Below are 22,490 nucleotides of genomic sequence, written 5' to 3' on the forward strand. Positions count from 1 at the left end.
TAATTGAGGTTAGAAAATTTTAGGGAGGAGTTTTATTTGAAAAAAAGAAAGAGACGCTCTATGCTGGCTGGAGCTTCCGCTGTTTTGCTTGTTCTTGTTTCCGTGTTAACACCGATACATACGTATGCAACAGCAACAGTTGCAGGAGACGCCGAGCAGCAGATGGAGGAACAAACGAAATCAACGGATAAACCAAATCAAGAACAACCGCTTCATCAAAATGACAGCGAGCCAAATGTTGAAGAAAACAACTCTCAGCAAAACGAAGTTCAACAGGACAAAAGTGATGAAAGACAGCCTGATGCAGCAAATGAAGAAGTGAAAGAACCTGCAAAAGGAGGGGATCATCCATCTTTTCCGGTTAATGAAAGTGAACAAAAGCAGCAAGAACCAGAACAGCAAGATACTGATACAGTTCCCGAAACTTCAAAACAAGAACCAGAAGCAAATTCACAAACTACCCCCCAACTTGAACAGCAAGCTGTAACACTGCCACTGGAAATCGTTCATCAGCCACCGGCAGTCATTCAAAAAGACCGGTCGCTTAAAATTGATGCGGAAGGAAAAGACCTTGCAGAGTTGACATTGTTTTATCGTACAGCTCCGGGTATGCTTGTGAAAAGCATGAAAATGGAGAAAATAAATGATACAACCTTTACGGCAACTGTACCAGAAAGCGACTTATGGTCTTATACTTTTTCTTATTGGTTTGAAGGGAAAAATGAGACAGAAACAACAAGACTTCCAATAAATTCTTCTGAAACATTTTCAGTAGCTATTCAACAAGATGCGGAACCGGATTATCAAAAAGTTCCGAAAATCTTAATCACCGAACTGGCTCCAGACACGTCAAATGTCGGAAGTGCTGACGGATATGAATTTATTGAGCTTTACAACAATACCAACAAGCCGATTGAATTGCGAAATTATGAACTTCATTATCAATATCCGGGTACAGCAAAAGCCGATCAAGTTTTTCAATTTTCGGATAATCAAGTAATAGCTCCGCAAAAAACTTTCATTCTCTGGGTGAAAAATAGTTCTAATCAATCTTTAAGATTGGAAGATTTTAATCAATTTTACGGAACGGATTTGAAAGAAAGCGAAGTCCAAGCCTTGCCATTTGAAGGAATGGCTAACAGCGGCATCCGGGCATTAGCTGTTTATTCAAAGGATGGTTCATTAGTATCTGCAGCAGCATATAATGATGGAGCTGATGATGTTGAAAGAGATAAAGGAATCATTTATCAATTTACGGAAGAGACGAAAATGAAAAAAATTGGCTTAAGTGAAAAAGCTAATCCAGGTGCATTCATCGAAGGGCAAGTGCCGAAGACACCTGTCGCCATTGAAGAGCCTGATGACAAAGAAGCTCCTGTCATTACACATCAGCCAATAGCAGAATGGGAAAGCGAGGAGCCATTTATTGTAAAAGCTACAGTCACTGATAATAAAAAAGTCCGTTATGTCACATTATTTTATAAATTGACGGAAAATGGAGCATACAAATCCCTTCAAATGACTGAAAACGGAAATCAAAATGAATATAGGGCGGCGATTCCCAGTGCGGACATGTGGGGAAGCGAACTCCTATATTACATAGAGGCATCAGATGGAACAAACACGGTCAAAACAGAGGAACACCATGTTCAACTCAAAACTCCCAATATTGATTATCAAAAAGTCCCAAAACTTCTCATTACTGAAGTAGTTCCGGACAGCGCCAATATAAATGGGTTGGACGGTTATGAATTTATTGAAATTTATAATAATACTAATCAGACCATTGATTTTAAAGACTACAAAATCCGTTATCGATATCCGCAGGAAGGTGCAGAATCCGATCTTATTTGGGGACCTCCTAATGAGGATCAATCACTGCAAATTCCTTCAGGTGGGACGCTTGTATTTTGGATCATCAATCAAGGGAATGCATCGTTGGCTGTTGAAGATTTTAATAAACATTATGGTGTTTCGTTAGAAGAGAACAAAAACATTGTGAAAATTTATAATAACGGGATGGCCAACAGTGGTGCGAGATCATTAGTAATTGCCACAAACAGCGGAAAAGAAATTTCCGTTGCTCATTATAATGATCAGGTAAATATTGATGATACTAAAGAGGACAAAGGGATTTTGTACAAATATCCTGCGGATGGAAGCAATATAATGCAAAAAATTAGTGCCGGCGTTGAAGCGGCTACACCCGGATCGGTAAAAGACGGACAAACTCCGAAAGTGAAAGTAACTGTTCCAGCCGATTCAATGGCGCCAACTATTGAAAATTTAACAAATACTGAAAAAGCCATGGAAACGGATAATATTTTCATCAAAGCGGAAGTAAAAGATAATATCGAAGTCAAAACCGTTTCTTTATACTACCGGACAAAAATACAAGAACCATTTAAAAAAGTGAATTTAGAAGAAAGCTATAATTCGAGATTATATGAATATACGATTTATTCGCCTGAATTAATTGGGAAAAAAGTAGTAGAGTATTATTTTGTCGCTGGCGATGGAGTGAATATCAAGGAGTCTCCTAAGTTTACCGTTCAAATTGGAAATGCAAATAAGAAGCAGGGATTGCGGTTAAATGTAGAAAATGGACAAATTGTTTCAAAAGAAACCGTAGTGAAGGCAACAGGCGATCTTACACCTGAGGAGGTTTCCTTATATATTGATGGAGCAAAACAAACAAATACTTTCCGCACGATTGAATCAGACGTTTATTTTGCCTTTGATGTTCGTAAAACGAATCTTTATTTTCAAAACGGTGTGACGATAGGAAATGACATTTTGAGAATATTTGATGACACCATTAATCAATATGCAACAATTACGGTTCCGATTTCGTCGGAAAGGCTGAAAATCGGTGAAGATTTATCAATTGCGATTAGGGCAGGCACAAAGGTCAGTCCATTTGATGAAACATCTGAAGAAAATCGAGATGATTTTTATGTAAAAAATGTGCGATTAGTTTTATCTGACGGCACAACTCTATACAGCAGCGAGCATCAAGATCAAAAACAGGAGATTTCCGTCGGCGACAGTGCCGGATTAAGCCCGGTTGTCGAATTTACGTTCAATATTCCGGATGAAAAATTTACTTCCCTCGGTTACTTATGGAATAGCGAAAATGAAGAAGATGGCGAGCATGAAGTGAAAGCAGTTGACCAAAAGGGGAATGAAGTGAAATCGACAGTTATTGTCGATAACACAATGCCAATCATTAAACCAACTATTGAGGAAGGAAAAAAATATAAAGGATCTTTTGTTATTGATGCTGAAATTCAAGATAAATGGAGTAAAATTAGATCGATCACTGCCAAATTAGATGATCAATATATCGATCTTCCATTTGCAGCTTCGTCAGCACAGCTTCAATCAGGCAAACATCAACTTGTCATTACAGCTATTGATGAGGCAGGCAATGAAGGAAAAAGCGAAGTCACTTTCTATACAGTGGACGAACATCCGCTCTTACCTGATTTTTCCGAAACAGATGAGGATGCTTTAAGTGCTAAATTGTCCGTAAGAGTGGCGGATCCGACAATGGACGATCTTGATGTATCTTTCTTTCAAGCTTTTCAGTATAAAGCATCAGATGAAGAACATGTAGATATTTTGCAAAATGCATCTGATACAGAACCGCCTGCTGGATTTCAAGTTGAAGGCGAAAAAGTTCTTTCGAAAGATGAACGCAGGAAGTTGGAAAACGCAGATGGCGAGGCGCTTGCAACAACATCAACTGAGCAGTTTCCGTATCATCGCTTCAACGTTACCGTTGATCAAAAAGTTGATGAAAATGATGAAATAGAACTTATTTGGAACGGTTCTTCATTGCCGGGACGAAAAGTGACGATGTATGCCTGGAACAATATGGAAAATAAATGGAAGGAAGTTGCTTCACAAACTGCCGGTGAAGAAAGATTTCAATTGAAAGGGAGCGTAATTGCGAAAGACTATTTGAAAAACCAAAAGGTGAGCGTGATCGTTCAAGACCAAATCGCGCAAACTATAGATTATGATTATACGTTTGTATGGATGAGCGATACGCAATATTATTCGGAAAGCTATCCACACATTTATCAAAAGCAAGTCGAATGGATTCGAGATCAAAAAGATAATCTCAATATTCAGTATGTATTTCATACAGGTGATCTAGTCGATGAAGCAGATGATCATAATCAATGGGCAGTGGCCGATCAAGCTATGAAAGTGCTAGATGATGCAGGAATCAGATATGGAGTTCTAGCCGGCAATCATGATGTTGGCCATAAAGACGGAAGCTATGACAATTATTATCAATATTTCGGCGAGAATCGGTTTGCAGGTCGTGACTATTATGGAGGTTCTTATAAAAATAACCGCGGTCATTATGATTTAATTTCGGCGAACGGTAATGATTATATTATGGTGTATATGGGCTGGGGCGTTTCGGATGAAGATTTGGACTGGGTGTATTCGGTGCTTGAAAAGTATCCCGATCGGAAAGCAATTTTAGCATTCCATGAATATTTACTAGTCAGCGGAAACCGCAGCCCGATTGGAAATCAAATTTTTGAAAAAGTTGTTAAACCAAATAAAAATGTGATGGCGGTATTATGCGGACATTATCATGACAGCGAGACATTAGTCGATGAGATTGATGATAACGGAGATGGAGCGCCTGACCGAAAAGTATATCAAATACTTGCTGATTATCAAGGCGGTCCTGAGGGCGGCCAGGGCTATATCCGTTTGCTGCATTTCAATACAGATACGAATCAAATTTATGTAAAAACATATTCGCCTTATTTAGACGACTACAACTTTTACGATCCGGAACAGTATCCAGGAAAAGATGAATTTATCATTGAAACCGATTTACAACCGCAAGAGAAAAAAGTAGCAACAGATTCTTTTGTTGTCAACGTCTATACCGACAGCTTGATCGGCAAAGTCGAAAACGTTCCGAGTGGCGAAGTGGCCTCTGTCATGTGGCATGATTTAGAGCCAAACCAAGTGTATTATTGGTACACGGAAGCGGAAGATCAATTTGGCGGTAAAACGCGCTCATCGATTTGGTCTTTCCAAACGAAAGAAGGTGAAATTGTTCCAAATCCGGCTGATCCGGGAGAAGGTGGAAATGATCCGGAAAAAGACAACAGGGATAAAGGTGGTCAAGGCGATAAAACACCTTCCGAAGGTGGCAGCAAAGACAATAAAACACCTTCCGAAAGCGGCGGCCAAGAAAAAGATCAAGATCATTCGGGTAACGAAGTTCATCCTGAAAACGAAAATCATAATGGAAACAACGGTAGCGGATCAGGCGGCACAAATAATCCTTCTGGTACGGATGGAACTACGGATGGAACGAAATTTGAACAGGTGAGTGAGAATCAAGCTTCGGCATCACTTCCGGATACAGCAACGTACGTGTATCGCTGGCTGCTGATAGGCATGCTGCTGATAGCAATGGGAATGATGCTGAAGATTCGTCACCGCAAAGCTATTTACAAATAAAATAGGCAAATGGGGCTGTCTAATAAGTCGATTTTCCGGCTTATAGACGCCCCTTTAATGTTTTAGTAACGCTGATATTTCAATGTTTATGATGTTTCGTTTTCAATGGATTTTGACTTTCTGGACAGCCCGTTTCTTGGTGCGCCCGACATGGGTGTAATCTCTAGGATGAAAGTCCCGAGCTCTGAAGGCAGAAGCAGCAGTTAGCTTAACGCAAGGGTGTCCGTGGTGATACGGATTCTGATGGAAGCGGGCGGCAAACTTTGGGTCTCTTGCCTGAATAGTCAGCCGTCCTATGATTTTTTCCATTAAAAAATGACCATTTGAAAACTTCTTCTATATCTATTATGAAAAAACAATTTCTATAAAGTTTGTAAATGATCGGAAATTAAAATTGACAAAAAGAAAAAAGTATTGATAAAATTACCAATGAATTGGAAAATTTAATATAATATTCAAAAAAATGAAAGTGAAGTTTAGAGTTTACAAAGAAAATAGATTTTTCCATTATTCATCGGGATAAGCAGTGGTTTTAGCACAAGTATCTTTATACAAAATAAAAGAACTATTTTCAGTTATTGTTGATCGCTGGACAGTGCATTTACGTGAAGAAAAAAGGATAGAAAACATGATCCCGTTTTCTCTCTTTCGATCTATCATAATTGAATGTTTCCAATCAACTGCAAAGCGGGGAATATAGAATGCTGTCATTATATATTCAACACAAGAGACACGGTGATGAATTTGAGCTGAAAAATATAGAAGTGACCATCATGCCTTCTCAAATCACATTATTATTAGGTCATAATGGGGCGGGGAAAACAACCATTATTAAATCACTCTTTGGATTAATGGATTATGTCGGTACTTTATCCGTAAATAACAAAAAGATTGATTTGAATGTTTCTGAAGATGTGGATTATTTGAAGAAAAATGTTTCCTATATTTCAGATGAGATTGCTCTTTTCGATTATTTGACGCCGAAAGAATACTTCTCTTTAATCGAAAACTCATTTAAACATCAGGTAGACCATCAGTTATTAGAAAAGCTTATAAAAATTTTTGAACTTGAAAGGTATCTGCATATACCGATAAGCAATTTATCTCATGGCAATAAGAAAAAAACACAAATTGTTTCACAGCTTTTTAAAGGAAGTGAATTTGTCATCTTTGACGAGCCGACGAACGGGCTGGATCCCGATATGGTCATTATCTTGCGAAAAACTCTTCATTTTTTAAAAACAAAAGGCATCGGGATTTTATTGTCCACCCATCACCTTAGTTTTGGGGAAGAATTGTACGACAAGGTTATTTTGCTTCGAAACGGAAAAGTAAAATTAAATTGTACGCGGGATCAAGTATTTGAGCAGTTTGGCAGAATGTCTTTGGAAGAAATATATGAAGAGGCAAACAAGGATTATTACTTGAAAGCAGAGGAGATTTTAAATGCCCCCGATGTTCGAGATAATAGCGAGGATCGAGATTCCGAAACAGGTTAAAAAAGCAAAAAATATCTTTTTGAACTACCCGACTCATTTATTGGCAGTTGTTTTAGGAGCGATTCTCCTTTATGTCGTATATGCCTTAATTTTATTTCAATATTTGGATTTCATTCCATTGAATAAGACAGACGCTTTTGATTCAATTTTGGTGTTCAGCATCTTATTGGCGTGTTTCCTTATGATATTTTCCAGAGAAAAGTTAAAAAGAAAGGAGTATGCCTTTTTCTTTTTAAACACTTCTATTAATGCGGGTCAATTTGTTGCGGGAAGCTATTTTTTGTTATATGTCTTTTTTAACATCTTCATTTTTTTCGCATTTTTGCCTTTGCTCATTTCTTTTTATATAAAACATATTCAAATACATATCTTTCATATTTTTCTAGTTCTTCTTTTGTTGTTTATTATTTTTTGGTTCATCCTGTTTATTTGGATTTTATCCTCTTTGATTGTCGGAAAATGGCTGGGCAGACATAAAGATGGACTTTATTTCAAATCATTATTATTTATGTCCATCATATGGGGGCTGCATTTTGTTTCTAAACATATGGCGGAGCGTATAGGAAATTTCGGCTTTCTGTTTTGGATCGGTTGTTTGGCCGCTCTTTTAATATTATGGATAGGGATAAAAAATTTATCGGGAAGGTATTTATTTGGTTTATTTCAGCAAAGCCATACAGGTAATTATCCTAAAAAAATAAAAAGCAAGGAATTTAAGCTTAATCATTACGTTATTCATTTTGTATTGGAAGCAATCTATTATTTTCGAAATCGAATTTTTGCGGAAATGGCTCTTATGTTCTCGATTCTCTATGCTCTCACCATAGGGGTTTATATTTTCTCGGATGCAATGACCTTTGCCATTGTATATTCATTTATTATGAATTTAGGTTTAAAAGAACTTATGATTGTTTTGCCTTTATGTATTGGGATGCATTTTAGGCAATATAATCTTTCCATATTTATGATCAATGCACCGGCTTCCGTCTATTTTTTTCCGAGAATATTCATGGCAATAGCAGTAAATTTTATGATTTATTTTTTATTTGTAGTTTTAAATTGTTTTATATTAAATCAAGATTTTCTTCCGCAATTAACCGGAATTTTTTCTATTTTTTTCGTTACAATGCTCTCAACCTTTGCCGGATTTATAGCGAGAATTCATGACGGGAATAAGGCTGTAGCGTTAATTATAATCCTTGTCATTGTGGCAATCATTGATTCTTTTTTACATTATTTCATTTCGCAAAGTTATTATATTGATTTTATATATGTTGCAGGCGGGATTTTTCTATACTTGATTTCTCAAAATATTTTTTTAAGAAGGCCTGTTTTCAAATGATAAAAGTGCTATTAGCAGTCTGGCCTCCAATTTTTCATGAGACGGGATATATCGCAATGAATTATAAAGAGGGGATGAAAAATATTGGACTTCGGCAAATAATCAATTTGAAGTATTTTTATGTAATATATTTCAATTCTGAAATAAATTTGTGCATTTGCTCCAATGGCAGTGTCGATAGTGTGAATAAATATGACTGACAGCTTTTTTGTGAAGATGTTATTTTTAACATCGTTATGTAATTTGCTCTTTTTGTCCTCAAATGGCCTGATGAAAAAAATTGTAAAAGCAATAGAAGAAATGAGGAAGATGTTATGACAACTTTCTTTAGAGCGCTTATGGGCGGAATCAGTTTAGTTTTTCTGTACGCTTTAATAGTTCTAATAACTCCTTTTATTATTCGGTTATCCGGCATCACCCACATTGAATCAAGTCCGAAGATTCTGAACCTTCCCTTATATGTCATCAAAATAGAGGGAAGTAAATTTGTAGCGGAAGCGACCTGGTTAGGCTTAATTCTTTCACTTGTAGCAGGCACGGCTTTTTATTACTTGGTTCATTTCTTTACAAGAAACAGATCCCGTTAATTCATTGAAGGAGCCGCTGAAGAGAGGGGCTTGTAAAAAATTTTGCTTATTTTTCACGACATACCGTCAAGCAAAATATTGAATGCCACGAAATTTTCTTCTTTACTTTGGATTTGAAAGCGATTGATGCAGTCTGTAGAATTTTCCAGAAATTAATAATCCAGTGGAATTCATTTATCAGCATCTGACAGGAGTGAACATGTATCGATGACTTTTGTTTAGCATATTGATCTGGCCATGTGGATATTGCTCTCAGATATGCCAGAGCTATTTACAAATAGAAAAGCCCCAAAGTATTGGATTTTGGGGCCTTTTTGCAGATTAACCATTTACGATCGTGCCGCCGTTTACGTGGAGAATTTGCCCTGTCATATAAGTAGAATCGTCACTTGCTAAATATACATAAGCAGGCGCAACTTCCATCGGCTGTCCGGGCCGCTTCATCGCTGTGTTGGAGCCAAAAGAAGCTACTTTTGTACGATCAAAAGTAGAAGGGATGAGCGGTGTCCAAATGGGTCCTGGCGCTACACCGTTGACTCGAATGCCTTTAGGGGCCAATGATAAAGCAAGAGAACGGGTAAATGACGCAATGGCGCCTTTTGTTGCCGAATAATCAATGAGCTGTTCATTTCCATGATAGGCTGTAACAGATGTCGTATTTATGATCGTGCTGCCTGTCTTCATATGGGGAAGAACAGCCTTTGTCATGAAAAAGAACGAAAAAATATTGGTCCGAAACGTTCGTTCAAGCTGTTCTGCTGTAATAAATTCAATTCCTTGCTGCGGATGCTGCTCGGCTGCGTTGTTTACTAAAATATCCACTTTTCCAAATTGATCTTTTGCTCCCTTCACCGCTTGCTGGCAAAATGCTTCGTCTCCGAGATCGCCGGCTATTAAATGACATTTGCGCCCGAGCTGTTCAACATACCCTTTTGTTTCCTTTGCATCTTCATGCTCATTTAAGTAAATGATGGCCACATCGGCACCTTCTTTGGCAAACAGCACCGCAACCGCCCTCCCGATGCCGCTGTCTCCGCCGGTAATGACCGCTGTCTTTCCTGCAAGCTTTCCGCTGCCTTGATAAGAAGGATCATCAAAGATTGGTCTTGGATTCATAAACGATTCAATCCCCGGCTGCACATTTTGCTGTTGAGGCGGAAGTGTATTTGGCTGATTTTGCTGCTGAACCATAAAAACCTCCTCCTAAAACAAGTAAGTATATAGTTAGTATGGGAAGTTGACGGGATAATAAACAAAAATTGATTAACGGTATATTTTAGAAAAAAATGATTTTTCAAAAAACTATTGATGCAACAATCTGTTTTATGGTTATATTTAGGTGAAGTAACAGTATTTGGTTATATAATAAAATGGAGAATATTTGATATGACATTTGGAAAAAGCGAACCGTTAATAACAAAATGGCTTTTGGGTGATGAAATGTTAATAATAAAGTGGCTTAAATGGAAATTAATGATAAGATGGAGAAATAAAATCGGAGAATATAAAACTGATTCCTGATAAATATTTAGAAGGAAGGACATTATTTTTATTGAGTATCTTAAAAGATAAACTTATTTTTTCGATGAATCTCATCATTTTAAATATTCTTTTTCAACTAATATCGCGAGATTATATCGAATAAAGATCATCGCAAATGGATTCAAAAAGGAACATTTTACCGCTTAATAAGCCCATTTGACGGGACGGAAATGTGACGGCATGTATGGTTGTTTCAAAAGATCAAAAAGAAGCGCTTGTAGGTTACTACCAAGTGCTGGCAAAACCAAATCACGGATATTCACGCATTCTGTTAAAAGGGTTAAATGGCGATTTTTGAATATGAAATAAAAGGAGTCGAAAACACATTTTTTGGCGATGAACTGATGAACGTCGGCATTCAGCTGACGAACAATATCTTTGATGCCCGCTTCGGGGTCAATGAATCGGGCGATTTTTCTTCAAAACTCTTTAAGCTCAAAGCAAAAGAATGGTAGAAACCGGGGCGCCTGCCTCGGTTTTTTCATTCGAGCCTCAAATACTTCCCCTTACACCCAGAAGGAGTGATGGATTTTTCCCGCAGGCTGGGGCATGGATCGGGGAGGAGTCAAATTGCCCAAAGTACACAAAATCCGGGCAATTTGCAAAATGCGAACGGTATTTACGGATTTTAGGTTGAAGTCATGAGTTTTGCTAATTGGCAGCGATTGTTGCTTCGCCTTGTGGATGATCATGTAAGTGAATGATTTTGTTGCATACTGTGTCAAAATCATTGCTATGGTCTATAATGATAAAAATGGAATTTGATGAGCCGTTTTCAATTAATTTCTTTATCTTTTCTTTACCGCTAAAATCCATATGAGAAATTGCTTCATCAAACATAATGATGTTTGCCCCTTTTAAAAGGGCTCTGGCAATAGCAATTCTTTGAATTTGGCCTCCTGATAAATTTTTTCCGTTTTCCCCAACTAATGTATTTTCTTTATCAGGCAATTTTTCTATAATGTCATCTAAACCAGTTGTTCTCAGCACTTCCATATAAGCATTCGAATCAACGTTTTCTACACCATATTTAATATTGTTTTCAATTGTATCGTTAAATAAATATATTTTTTGCGATACGATGCCAATGTTTTTCCGAAGCGATTTTTTATCTATGTCATCAATCGGTATTCCATTTATAAGAACTTGTCCTTTTCCTTTTTGCACATTATATAATCCCATTAATATTCTAAGTATTGTTGTTTTGCCGGTTCCATTTTTCCCCTTTATTAAAAGCTTATCAGCAGGGGCTAGCGAAAAACTTACATTATTCAAGATATATGGCTGGTCTTCTTTATACCTAAAAGATACACCTTTAAACTCAATGCTCTTAATATCATTTATTTTGACTTTATTCTGTTCCTCGTCTTCTCCTATTTGTTCAATAAATATATGGAGCCTTTTTAAACTTACTAATGCCGGCTGGATCGTTAGAACAGTAGCCGATATATTTTGAATTGGCGAATACAGTCTGGGAAGGTAGTTCATAAATACCATATACCCGCCTATTGTCATACTATTTATTATGACATCTTTTCCACCCATAACGATTAATAAAACAGAGGACAGTGAACCAACCAAAACAATTAATTCCATACCAATTGAATAAAAGATTGATTGTTTAATATTGGCATCCACTAGATCTTTAGCTGCTGAATTGATTTTTTCTGTTTCCTTATCCTCTACCGAGAGATTTTTGACTTCTTCGATACCCTGTACTGACTGCTGTATTTTGTTGTTTAAAACGGCACTTTTTTCAGCTGTTTCAGTAGATATATGAAATATTGAAGACAAGAATTTGTTTGAAATGATGTAATATGCCGGCATTAGCAGACATAAAATTAATGTTAATTTGAAATTGATTGCTGCCAGAATAATAAGGGTAGCAAACAGTTCAAAAAAACTCAGCAAAATTTTAAATGTGTTGGCAGAAAACAATCCCCCTATATTATTTACCTCATTTAATCTTGATGTAATATATCCGCTGGGGTAAAAATTGAAAAACTCCATAGGCAGTTTCAGCAGTCTTGTTGATATATTTTGCCGAAGCTTCAACACTATATTCTGGCTTACTTTTGTAAAAACTACATTGGAAAAATAGTTGAGCATACTCTTAATTACATATATTAATGCAAGTATTGCACTGAATAAAAGAACATAGTGATAATCTTTTTTTGCTATTCCAAAATCAAAAATATTCTTAATGATTAATCCTGGAAGTACAGTGATTACAGAAAGAACAACTAATAAAAGAAAAGCTATAGACAAGCTCTTTTTAAATTCTTTTAAATAGCTAAACAATAATTTTACGCTGTTGTTCATATATATCGCCCCGGTTTAGTTAGTAGAGGTAACCGTTGATTTTTCTATTTTATTGCAATAGACCATTCCATCAATCCTTTTGGATTTAAAATAATCTAGCGCACGGCAATCAAAGCAAAATAAATTTCTCTCACAATTTGAACAATGTTGAATTTTCGTTTTAGACATCTCCCAAAAAATTTTGTATTCTTTTCTGTGGAAAGCTTCCCAAAGTTTCTCTTTTTTTAAATCTCCCAACTCATAATCCCTTATCATCATGCAAGGATAAATTTTGCCGTCAGAGGAAATAAAGATTTGGCCGTATAAACAGTTGTTATATTTTTTTAAATAGGGAACTGAATTCAAATTGATAGGAATTTCTCTATTTTCAGGGTTCATCATTTCAGCTATTCTGCTAATAGAGTAATATTTATTTGTAGGATATATATAGATATTTTGGTAATTTCTCTTTCCAAATTTTGATTGAATCTCTTCAAAAGAAGAATCATCTAAAGAAGAGACTATTATTGAAACAGTATGAGGTATTTTGTGTGTATCAATTATTCTAAAAGTTTCCTGAATACGTTCAAAAGAGCCGTCAACTTGGGTGATTTTTTCATATTGTTTATTTTTGGAACTGAAAATTTGCAAAGCTAATGAAACATTTTGATCTTTTAAGAACAGGCCAATATCGTTATTTATTAAAGTGCCATTTGTAAAAATGGTAACGTTGATTTTGTGTTTAAAAAGATAATTTAGCAGTTCTTTTAATAAATGCCATTTTAAAAATGGTTCTCCTCCTGTTATAAAGCATTCCTGTATCCCTAGTTTTATGCTTTGATCAATTATATCCTTCCACTCATTGAAATTCATCTCTTCTTTGGCCGGCCATTTTTTACATCCGCATGATCTGTAGATTACATTTTCTTCGGTACAAAATAAACACTTTAAATTACACGTCCCGGTTAACTCAATTACCAATCGATTTAGTCTAAAAGGGATTAATTTATCGTATTTTAATGTAGCAATTCTACTTGTTTTTATTTTTTCCAAGTATACACCATCACGATAATAAGCACCTAAATCATGTTCCAATAAATAATCTATTAATTTATCAGGAATGTTTTCTTTATCCTGTTCGTTATTATTTAATGATTCTATAGCTTCGGCATCAGTTTTATTAAATTGAAATTTCTTTCCGCTTATTAAGTGATAAAGTACCGCCCCTTCATTTCCCTTCAAAAATATGACTTCCGGATGAAGTTTAAAGTTCATACGTTTCCTCTCCTTATTCTCTAATCTCTTGAAATATTCCCGGATTATTTTCTAAAATAGAGTAGTATGTAGAGAAAGAATTTATAATTCCTTCTCTAAAGTTTTTGCAAAAAGTGTCTTTTAATTGAAATCCTTGTCCGTCAGTTTCAGTTATTACATAGCAAAGGTTGCAAATATTATTTAAATTACAATTTTTGCATCCTGCTAAAGCAGAGAAAAAATTATTCATGTAATTAGCTTGCTTAGTTGGATCCAAGCCGGTTTCTATATTTCCAACAGGATAATGAGGATTAATTTTTTCGCACATATGAAAATTTCCATCACTATCTACAGCCAATTTATGGATTCCAGGCAGGCAAGTACCTCTTAACTCATTATTGCTATAAGCAGTATTCATCATAGGATCGAAGATGATGCTTTTAAGAATTGTTTTGGAAAAGTTAGTTGCTTTCTTTTCAAACTGTTTATCTTTCGCTCTTTCAATGAGTCCTTTGATAAAATCTTTTCTTCTTTCTAAATATGATTGCTCCAACTGGACACCTTTATAGTACTCAGTATTTATATTACTTACCCTGTTTACTCGCTGAATCCGCTTATCCAGTTCAGGATGCTCCATAAAGTATTTATCTAATTTACTAAAATCTGTTAAATTATCATAAGTTATTAATATTCCATAAGGTAGTACCGGTTTATTTAGTCTCACTTTTTCCCGATATATATCATCCATTAAAGCCAGATTTTTAAAAACTCTGTCAAACGTTCCCTTTTCATTGATTGTAACCCGGTTTCTATCATGATTTTCCTTATCACCGTCTAAACTTACAGAAATAGAAAAATTTTTATCAAACATATAATTGATTTTGTCTTCAGTTAATAAATATGCATTGGTTGTTATTGAAAAGAAAATATTGTCAAATACCTTTTTGTAATTATCGTTGGTGTACTCAACAACCTGTTTTATAAGTTTCCAGTTTATTAAAGGCTCTCCCCCATAAAATCCAATGGATATACTTAAATTGGGGTTGTATTGGATACTTTTAATATTTACATTCATATAGTAATCAATAGCGGATTTTGCGGTTTGAAAATCCATACGTTTATTTGAAAAATTCTTTGAGTAAAAATAATGATCAGAGTAAATACAATATTTGCATCTGAAATTGCAAGCATCGGTAACAATTAAGCATAGATGCGATATTCCCTCTGTCAGTAATTTTTCTTTAATAAATTGTTCAGTGATTTTTGGCAATTGAAAATCTGATTGAAAGAGGTTATATTTTACAATTTTATGAAGCAATTCATTTAGATTATTTTTTTGGAAGTCTTCTTCATGAATGGTGTCACCTATCTTAATTGCCGACAAAAAGTTTTTTTCTGATTTATTTACTGGAATAACTATTCTCGTACTGTTGTCATAACAATAATTACCTTTTTCGGTATCAAATAATAATGGTTCAGTTAAAAATTTAATCATTTTCACTTCCTCCTCACTTATTTAAAAGTACCAAGAGCCACAAAAGGCGTCATGGCTCTTGGCCTATTAAGATATTAAGCTTTAAAGAAGCGTGCTTCCCCTGCTGCAAACCCTAATACGTCTGCGATCGGTGAGACTGTGTCAGCTGCACATGCAGCACCGCATGTTGCGATGCATTTCACCTGACAGAATAAGGTTGCCATTGTCATCCTCCTTTCAATTTTAACGTTAACCCTGTTGCAACCATCTTAGGGGAAGAAAGTGAAGAGGCCTCTCTACCAAAAATTATAAATGATGAACTCCATTAATTTACAGAAAAATTTTACATATTTTTGAATTTTTCCAACTATATGGGAGGCTTTTAAAAAGGTCAATCTGACAGGGCATGAAAACAAAAAAATGATGGAATGATCCGGCGGAATGAGAAAATGGGTGGGAATCGCACAGCTGTTAATGAGAAAGCCGTCGATCTTAATTTTTGATGAACCGACAGCGGGATTGGACATTGAAGAGCGGATTCGCTTCCGCAATTTGCTAAAAAACCTTGGTTTGGAGCATACCGTCATCATTTCGTCGCATATTGTCGAAGATATTGAGTTTTTATGGACAAAGATCGGTGTTTTAAAAAGCGGAACGTCCTATTCGAAGGAACGCCAGCCGAGCTGAAAGCCCATGCGGAAAGATATGTATGGGAATATCGTGTCTCGCCGAATGAATTGGATACCATCATGGCGGAAAATGAAGTGATTCAGCTTCTCGAAGAGGGAGACGGCGTGAATGTACGGGTGTTTGCGAAAAAAGAGGAAGAAGGGGCGAAACAAGTCGCACCAAGACTAATTGATCGGTATTTAGCCGTTGTTAGGGGTTGAACTAAAATGAGAGATTATTTAGAAAGCAATTATGCACCTTTGTATTTGACCGAAAGACGATGGGGCTCACTTTTTTTGTCCCTGCTGTGATGTTTAGCTTATCTATGTTGCTTATTCTGTTTGTTCCAAGAGAGGAAGATGATATTCACAGTAATATCATTATTATTCAAGGGTTTTTTATACCGTTTACTTGCTGGTGCCTTATGTATCGGCTGAGTGAAATGTATGAAGAAGGGGCGCATGAAACGTTAGTTCCATATTACTAAAAACGGTTTGGGATGGATTTCTTCCAGTACTTGATTGTCAATATTATCGGGGTTTTTCATTTATGTACCGCTTTTGTGATGAAATACGGGATGACTTCGTTATCTGGTCTTAACGTGATTCATTTTATGATTTTAGTATTATTCTATATGCTTTTTGGCACATCACTTATCGTGCTGATTAAAAACATTGAGATTTCTCTAACGATTATCGTGATTTACACGGTTTTAGAAGTGCTTACGTTAGGAGAATTTATCCATGGCCGCACATCTTTCTATTCGATCCGCCTGTTTGGGATCCATTTTTATTGAGAAAATGGTTATTTTTGTCGATAACCGTTATCGTGCTAATGTTTATAACAGTTGTTTTCATTCAGCGGGCGGATAGGAAGCCGCAATAGGCTATTTTAATACAATTTATTCAAGCTTATGGTTAGGAAAAGCTTTGAGGCGATTTAATAAAAAATGGATAACGAAGTGCTAAACGAGCACTTCGTTATCCATATGCATCCGAAAATAGCTTGCCCTTAACGGCGAGACGAAATATTAAAGGACATTAAAATATCGAGCTTCAGGGTGTGAGACGACGAAGGCAGAGACGGATGCTTCCGGTTCCATCATAAAGCCTTCCGTCAGCTGGATGCCGATTTTTTCAGGCTTTAACAGCTTAAACAGCTTCGCTTGATCTTCTAAGTCTGGACAAGCCGGATAGCCAAATGAATAGCGCTGACCTTGGTATTTTGCTGCAAACCGTTCCTGCATTGTGAAGTCAAGCGGATCCGGGAAGCCCCATCGGTCGCGGATCAGCTGGTGCGTCCGCTCTGCAAGACCTTCTGCCAGCTCCAGCGCCAATGCTTGAATCGCATGGCTCCGGAAAAATTCACCGCTTTCTTTAAACTGCATGGCGATGCTGCGAATGTCTTTTCCAGCAGTTACGGCAAACAGGGCGATATAATCATGCGGTGTTTCATCTGACCGTTCGCTTACATAGTCGGCAATGCATAAAAACGGCGGCTTTTCCTGCCGAGGGAATGTAAACGTCTCAATGATTTTATCTTTTGCAGCCGGATCTAAAATGTGAATGGAGTTTCCTTCGCGATAGGCCGGGAAAAATTGATAAATAGCAGATGGACGGAACCAGCCATTTTCTTTCCCTAAACGCAGCAATTCATCTATTTCATTTTTTAGTTCTACCGCTTTTTCCTGTTTTTCCAGAAGCATCTGTTTGACATTGCCTTTTAATCCGAGATGGTGTCCTAAAAGCATTTGCATGTTCACATACGGGACGACTTGGGCAATATCAATGTTTTGAATAATGTGTGGATTGCAGTCAGCTGGATGATATACGGTCGGTTTGGACACAGATGATTTTTTTTCAATGATCATAACAGGTTTGCTGCTTTTCTGTCTATTCTGTTTTTCCTCAACTGCGACCGTTCTTTTCTCAAGGAAAGCATCCGGGTTTTCTCTCAGCTTATTGGCAAGCGACAGCCCGTCCATTGCATCTTTCGCATATAACACAGGACCGTCATATTCCGGTGAAATTTTTTGATCGGTAAATTTGCGTGATAATGCAGCACCGCCGACTAAAATCGGAATCGAAATGTTGGCTGTTTTTAAGTCTTGTGCTGTTAACACCATTTGCTGGGCTGATTTGACGAGCAGTCCGGAAAGACCGATAATATCAGGCTTTTCATTATTGACCGCTTCAATCAGCTGCTGCGGCGCAACTTTAATGCCTAAATCAACGACGCGGTAGCCGTTGTTGGAAAGAATAATGTCAACTAAATTTTTGCCGATGTCATGGACGTCGCCCTTGACTGTAGCTAAAATGACTTTTCCTTTGCCGCTGTCATCTTTTTTTTCCATATACGGTTCTAAAAAGGCGACAGATGCTTTCATCACTTCCGCACTTTGAAGCACTTCAGCAACAATCAGCTGATTGTCGTTAAACAGTTCGCCGACAATTTCCATTCCTTTCATTAACGGCCCGTTGATGATATCAAGAGGATCATCATATTTTTCTAGTGCCAGCTGCAAGTCTTCGATTAATCCTTGCTTTGTTCCTTCCACAACGTATTGTGCGAGCCGTTCCTCCAAGGTTAATTCCGTTTTCGGCTTTTTTTCCTCTTTCTTTTTGTCGCGGTAAAAGTTCGTAAATTGTGCGAGCGTCTGATCATTTGTTTCAAATAATAAGTTTTCTGCCAGCTTCCGCTCTTCTTCAGGGATCGAAGCGTACCGCTCTAATTTTTCCGTATTGACGATCGCATAATCGAGCCCTGCCTGTGTGCAATGGTATAAAAAAACGGCGTTTAATATTTCTCTGCCGACCGGCGGAAGCCCGAAAGAAACATTGCTGATCCCGAGAATAGTTAAACAGCCGGGAAGATGTTCTTTAATTAAACGGATCCCTTCGATCGTTTCTTGGGCAGATCCGATATATTGCTCATCACCTGTGCCGACAGGGAAGACGAGCGGGTCAAAAATAATGTCGCTTGGACTTATACCGTGTTGATTGACTAAAATGTCATAAGACCGCTTGGCAATCTCCAGCTTTCGCTCCGCAGTCAGAGCCATTCCGTCTTCATCGATTGTACCGACGACAACAGCTGCACCGAATTGTTTCACAAGCGGGAGAACTTCTTCAAACCGTTCTAAGCCGTCCTCTAAATTGATCGAGTTGATGATCGCTTTCCCTTGTGAGTATTCGAGCGCTTTTCTGATGACATTGGCGTCGGTTGAGTCAATGACAAGCGGCGCTTTTACTTTTTTTACAACCTCGCGGATGAAGTTTTCCATATCTTCAAGCTCGTTTCGGTCCGGATCTGCGAGACAGACATCGATGACATGGGCGCCGTTTTTCACTTGAGCGCGGGCGATTTCCGCTGCTTCTTCAAATTTTCCTTCCGCAATGAGACGCTTGAATTTACGCGAACCGATGACGTTTGTACGTTCACCGACAAACAGCGGGCGCATTGATTCATCATAGCGAAGGGGCTCGATGCCTGATACCGTATGTTGATTTTGCTTTTTGACGATTTTTCGCGGTTTTAAGCCTTCCATTGCCTCCCTTATTGCGCGAATATGTTCGGGAGTTGTTCCGCAGCAGCCGCCGACCATATTAAGCCAGCCTCTTTCTGCAAACCCTCTGATTTTTTTTGCTAAAGATTCCGGTGATTCATGGTAGCGACCTTCTTCATCAGGCAGTCCGGCATTCGGATAACAGCTGACAGCGGTATTGGCGATTTCAGACAATGTGCGGATGTGATCGGTCATGAATTCAGGACCTGTCGCACAGTTTAAGCCGACGGCAATTGGATTCATATGTTCAGCTGAAATGTAAAACGCTTCAATATCTTGACCGGCAAGAGTTGTTCCCATCGGTTCTATCGTTCCGGACAGAATGATCGGCACTTCTTTCTTGAGCTTTTGAAAAGCTCGTTGAATTCCTAAGTAACCTGCTTTCACATTGAGCATATCTTGGCTTGTCTCAAGGAGAAGTACATCAACGCCCCCCTCTAACAGTCCTTCCGCTTGAACTTGATAAGCTTCTGCCAATTGTTGGAATGTGACGCCGCCTGTAACGGAGAGCGTTTTAGTCGTTGGCCCCATTGATCCTGCCACAAAACGAGGCCAATCCGGTGTTGAATATTTTTCTGCAGCGCGCTTTGCAATCTCCGCTGCTTTTTTATTTATTTCAAAAGCAAGGTGCCCCAAGTTATATTCCTCGAGGACGATGCTTGTACCGCCAAACGTATTTGTCTCGATAATATCAGCACCTGCTTCAAGGTACGCTTCATGAATACGGACAATCGTTTCAGGGGAAGTGATGTTTAAATATTCGTTACATCCTTCATATTCTTCACCGCCAAAATCTTTCGCAGATAATTCTGCAGCTTGAATCATTGTTCCCATGGCTCCGTCTAGTATTAGAATTTTTTTCTCCAGCTGTTCCTTTATGTTATACATGGGAAATCTTCCTTTCTCGTTTTGCCTTTTCTTTTTCATGAATGTATTCCGTCAGCTCGACTGTCATCTCATAATGCAAAAACGGAGTGATTAAGTAAATGCCGTTAAACAGGTCAAATGCTGCGTCAATAAGCGATTTTGCAATGGCAAGTCCTTCTCGTTTTCCCTTTTCTTTATCATTGCCTGCTTTTTGCATCTGTTCGCGAATCGAATCGGACAATTTAATGCCTGGCACTTCGTTATGAATAAATTCAGCATTGCGGCTGCTTATTAACGGCATAATCCCGAGATATATCGGAACATTCAGATGTTTTGTTGCTTCATATACTTCTTCGATCAGCTTCTCCGAGTAGAGCGGCTGCGTAATAAAATAATCGGCTCCGCAGCTGATTTTTTTCTCAAGTCTCTGAACTGCGCGATCAAGATGTCTTACGTTCGGATTGAAGGCGGCGGCTACAGTAAAGTTTGTTTTTTGACCAAGTGATTTTCCGGAGTATGACAAACCTTCATTAAATTGCTTAATTAAGCTGATTAAATCAAATGATGATAAATCATAGACAGAGGTTGCACCCGGAAAATCACCGATTTTGGACGGGTCACCGGTGACCGCTAAAATATCGTGCAGGCCAAGAGTATGCAGCCCCATTAAATGGGATTGAATGCCGATTAAATTTCTGTCACGACATGTTAAATGAACGAGCGGGCGAAGCTGGAAACGGCTTTTCACAATATTTGCGCAAGCAACATTGCTGATTCTTGGTGTAGCAAGGGAATTATCCGCAAGCGTAATTGCATCAATCCCCGCTTTTTTCAACGCTTTTGCTCCTGTTAAAAATTTTTCCAAGCCGAGCGTTTTCGGCGGGTCCAATTCTACAATCACTGAGCGTCTGTTTTTTGCAATATCTGGGAGAGGAGTTTCTTGACTTTCTTTCATAGGTAAAACATGAATTGGAACATTTCGTTCTTTTACTTCTTTCTCTGTGACAGGAGGGAGGTTTGATACAGCTTCAGCCATTGCCCGAATATGTTTCGGCGCGGTTCCGCAGCATCCGCCGAGAAGCCGGACACCTTGTTTTCGGAATTGAAGAGCCGCTTCATAAAAATAGTGTTCATCTGATTCATAAACTAATCTTCCGTTTTCATACCTTGGCAGGCTGCCGTTTGGAAAAGCGGATAAAAAGGCATGTTCAAACAGCGGCACTTCTTCCAGAGATTGCAGCATATGATAAGGGCCTAAACGGCAATTGAGGCCGACAATATCTGCACCAAGTTCTTCAAGCATTTTCAAACCGTCTGCCAATCTTGTTCCATTTTGAAAGACGCCTTGTTCGTGCAAAGAAACATTTGTGATAATGGGCAAATCCGTTTCTTTTCTAGCTATTTGCAAAACGGTTTTCAGTTCTTCCAAGTCGTAATAGGTTTCTAAAATAATGCCATCTACGTTTTCGGATAAAAGGACATGAAGCTGCTCACGAAAATTTTCGGCAATGTCAGATAGCGTGAAGGCGCTTTTTTGAAACGAACGGATGCCGCCGATTGTTCCGATGACATACCCTTTGTTTTCCATTTTTTGTAACGCCCTCTTTGCAAGTTCAACCCCTTTTTGGTTGATGATCTTTATATCATCTTCCAGCCCATATCTGGCAAGCTTTATGCGATTGGCGCCGTATGTATTTGTTTGAATAACAGTTGCGCCTGCGTCTAAATAGGCTGAATGAATCCGTTCTATTTCTTCCGGTTTTGAAACGTTTAGCTCATCAAAGCATCTGTCTATTCCGAATGAGTATAGTAGAGTCCCCATTGCTCCGTCGGCAATTAATATATGATTCTGTAAATCTTGTAAAAGCCCCATAAAAAGTCCTCC

The 22,490-nt window shown here is 37.8% G+C and carries 13 protein-coding genes and 1 pseudogene; 7 read left to right on the plus strand and 7 right to left on the minus strand.

What is annotated here, in order from left to right; genetic code table 11:
* Nucleotides 1–36: 36 nt before the first annotated feature.
* The 3 genes from NSQ84_RS04995 (at nt 37) to NSQ84_RS05005 (ending at nt 8,346) form a co-directional block, all read left to right on the plus strand.
* On the plus strand, nt 37–5,505 hold the full coding sequence (locus NSQ84_RS04995; protein WP_339212285.1) for a lamin tail domain-containing protein: 5,469 nt from the start codon (nt 37–39) through the stop codon (nt 5,503–5,505).
* A gap of 701 nt (nt 5,506–6,206) precedes the next feature.
* A complete protein-coding gene (locus NSQ84_RS05000) occupies nt 6,207–7,004 on the plus strand; it encodes an ABC transporter ATP-binding protein (RefSeq protein WP_066248413.1) in 798 nt (265 codons plus the stop codon).
* Nucleotides 6,952–8,346: a hypothetical protein gene (locus NSQ84_RS05005; RefSeq protein WP_339212287.1), complete on the plus strand. Its 1,395-nt coding sequence runs from the start codon at nt 6,952–6,954 to the stop codon at nt 8,344–8,346. The genes NSQ84_RS05000 and NSQ84_RS05005 overlap by 53 nt, the downstream gene beginning before the upstream one ends.
* Before the next feature lie 908 nt (nt 8,347–9,254).
* Here the strand turns inward: NSQ84_RS05005 and NSQ84_RS05010 are convergent.
* A complete protein-coding gene (locus NSQ84_RS05010; RefSeq protein WP_066248403.1) occupies nt 9,255–10,124 on the minus strand; it encodes an SDR family oxidoreductase in 870 nt (289 codons plus the stop codon).
* Between the two features lie 523 nt (nt 10,125–10,647).
* On the opposite strand from NSQ84_RS05010, the gene NSQ84_RS05015 reads away from it, so the two are divergent.
* Nucleotides 10,648–10,773 carry a GH36 C-terminal domain-containing protein gene (locus tag NSQ84_RS05015; RefSeq protein WP_277874769.1) on the plus strand — a complete coding sequence of 42 codons (126 nt, stop codon included), beginning with the start codon at nt 10,648–10,650 and terminating at the stop codon, nt 10,771–10,773.
* Nucleotides 10,760–10,930: a GH36 C-terminal domain-containing protein gene (locus tag NSQ84_RS05020; protein ID WP_199757321.1), complete on the plus strand. Its 171-nt coding sequence runs from the start codon at nt 10,760–10,762 to the stop codon at nt 10,928–10,930. Before NSQ84_RS05015 ends, NSQ84_RS05020 begins: the two co-directional genes overlap by 14 nt.
* Nucleotides 10,931–11,126: 196 nt before the next feature.
* On the opposite strand, the gene NSQ84_RS05025 is transcribed toward NSQ84_RS05020, so the two are convergent.
* The 4 genes from NSQ84_RS05025 to NSQ84_RS05040 all read right to left on the minus strand — a co-directional run bounded on the left by NSQ84_RS05025 (nt 11,127) and on the right by NSQ84_RS05040 (nt 15,728).
* The gene (locus NSQ84_RS05025) at nt 11,127–12,797 is read right to left on the minus strand and encodes an ABC transporter ATP-binding protein (protein ID WP_339212290.1); all 1,671 of its coding nucleotides are present in this window, start codon (nt 12,795–12,797) and stop codon (nt 11,127–11,129) included.
* A gap of 15 nt (nt 12,798–12,812) precedes the next feature.
* Entirely contained in the window at nt 12,813–14,051 is a 1,239-nt protein-coding gene (locus tag NSQ84_RS05030; RefSeq protein WP_066248394.1) for a radical SAM protein, read from the minus strand.
* A 13-nt stretch (nt 14,052–14,064) separates the two neighbouring features.
* On the minus strand, nt 14,065–15,525 hold the full coding sequence (locus NSQ84_RS05035) for a radical SAM protein (RefSeq protein WP_066248391.1): 1,461 nt from the start codon (nt 15,523–15,525) through the stop codon (nt 14,065–14,067).
* Between the two features lie 74 nt (nt 15,526–15,599).
* The gene (locus NSQ84_RS05040; protein WP_158640141.1) at nt 15,600–15,728 is read right to left on the minus strand and encodes a huazacin family RiPP peptide; all 129 of its coding nucleotides are present in this window, start codon (nt 15,726–15,728) and stop codon (nt 15,600–15,602) included.
* A gap of 160 nt (nt 15,729–15,888) precedes the next feature.
* On the opposite strand from NSQ84_RS05040, the pseudogene NSQ84_RS05045 reads away from it, so the two are divergent.
* A pseudogene (locus NSQ84_RS05045) lies at nt 15,889–16,394 on the plus strand (ATP-binding cassette domain-containing protein); the annotation flags it as partial.
* Nucleotides 16,395–16,690: 296 nt separating this feature from the next.
* Nucleotides 16,691–16,969, plus strand: coding sequence for a hypothetical protein (locus tag NSQ84_RS05050; RefSeq protein WP_339212292.1), 279 nt, complete (start codon nt 16,691–16,693; stop codon nt 16,967–16,969).
* A gap of 234 nt (nt 16,970–17,203) precedes the next feature.
* Here NSQ84_RS05050 and metH read toward each other — a convergent pair whose 3' ends face one another.
* Both metH and NSQ84_RS05060 read right to left on the minus strand, forming a co-directional pair.
* Nucleotides 17,204–20,626, minus strand: coding sequence for a methionine synthase (gene metH, locus NSQ84_RS05055; RefSeq protein WP_063387030.1), 3,423 nt, complete (start codon nt 20,624–20,626; stop codon nt 17,204–17,206).
* Nucleotides 20,619–22,478: a bifunctional homocysteine S-methyltransferase/methylenetetrahydrofolate reductase gene (locus NSQ84_RS05060; RefSeq protein WP_339212294.1), complete on the minus strand. Its 1,860-nt coding sequence runs from the start codon at nt 22,476–22,478 to the stop codon at nt 20,619–20,621. The genes metH and NSQ84_RS05060 overlap by 8 nt, the downstream gene beginning before the upstream one ends.
* Nucleotides 22,479–22,490: the final 12 nt, after the last annotated feature.

This window comes from Aeribacillus sp. FSL K6-3256 (assembly GCF_037965805.1).
Taxonomy (GTDB): Bacteria; Bacillota; Bacilli; order Bacillales; family Aeribacillaceae; genus Aeribacillus; species Aeribacillus composti.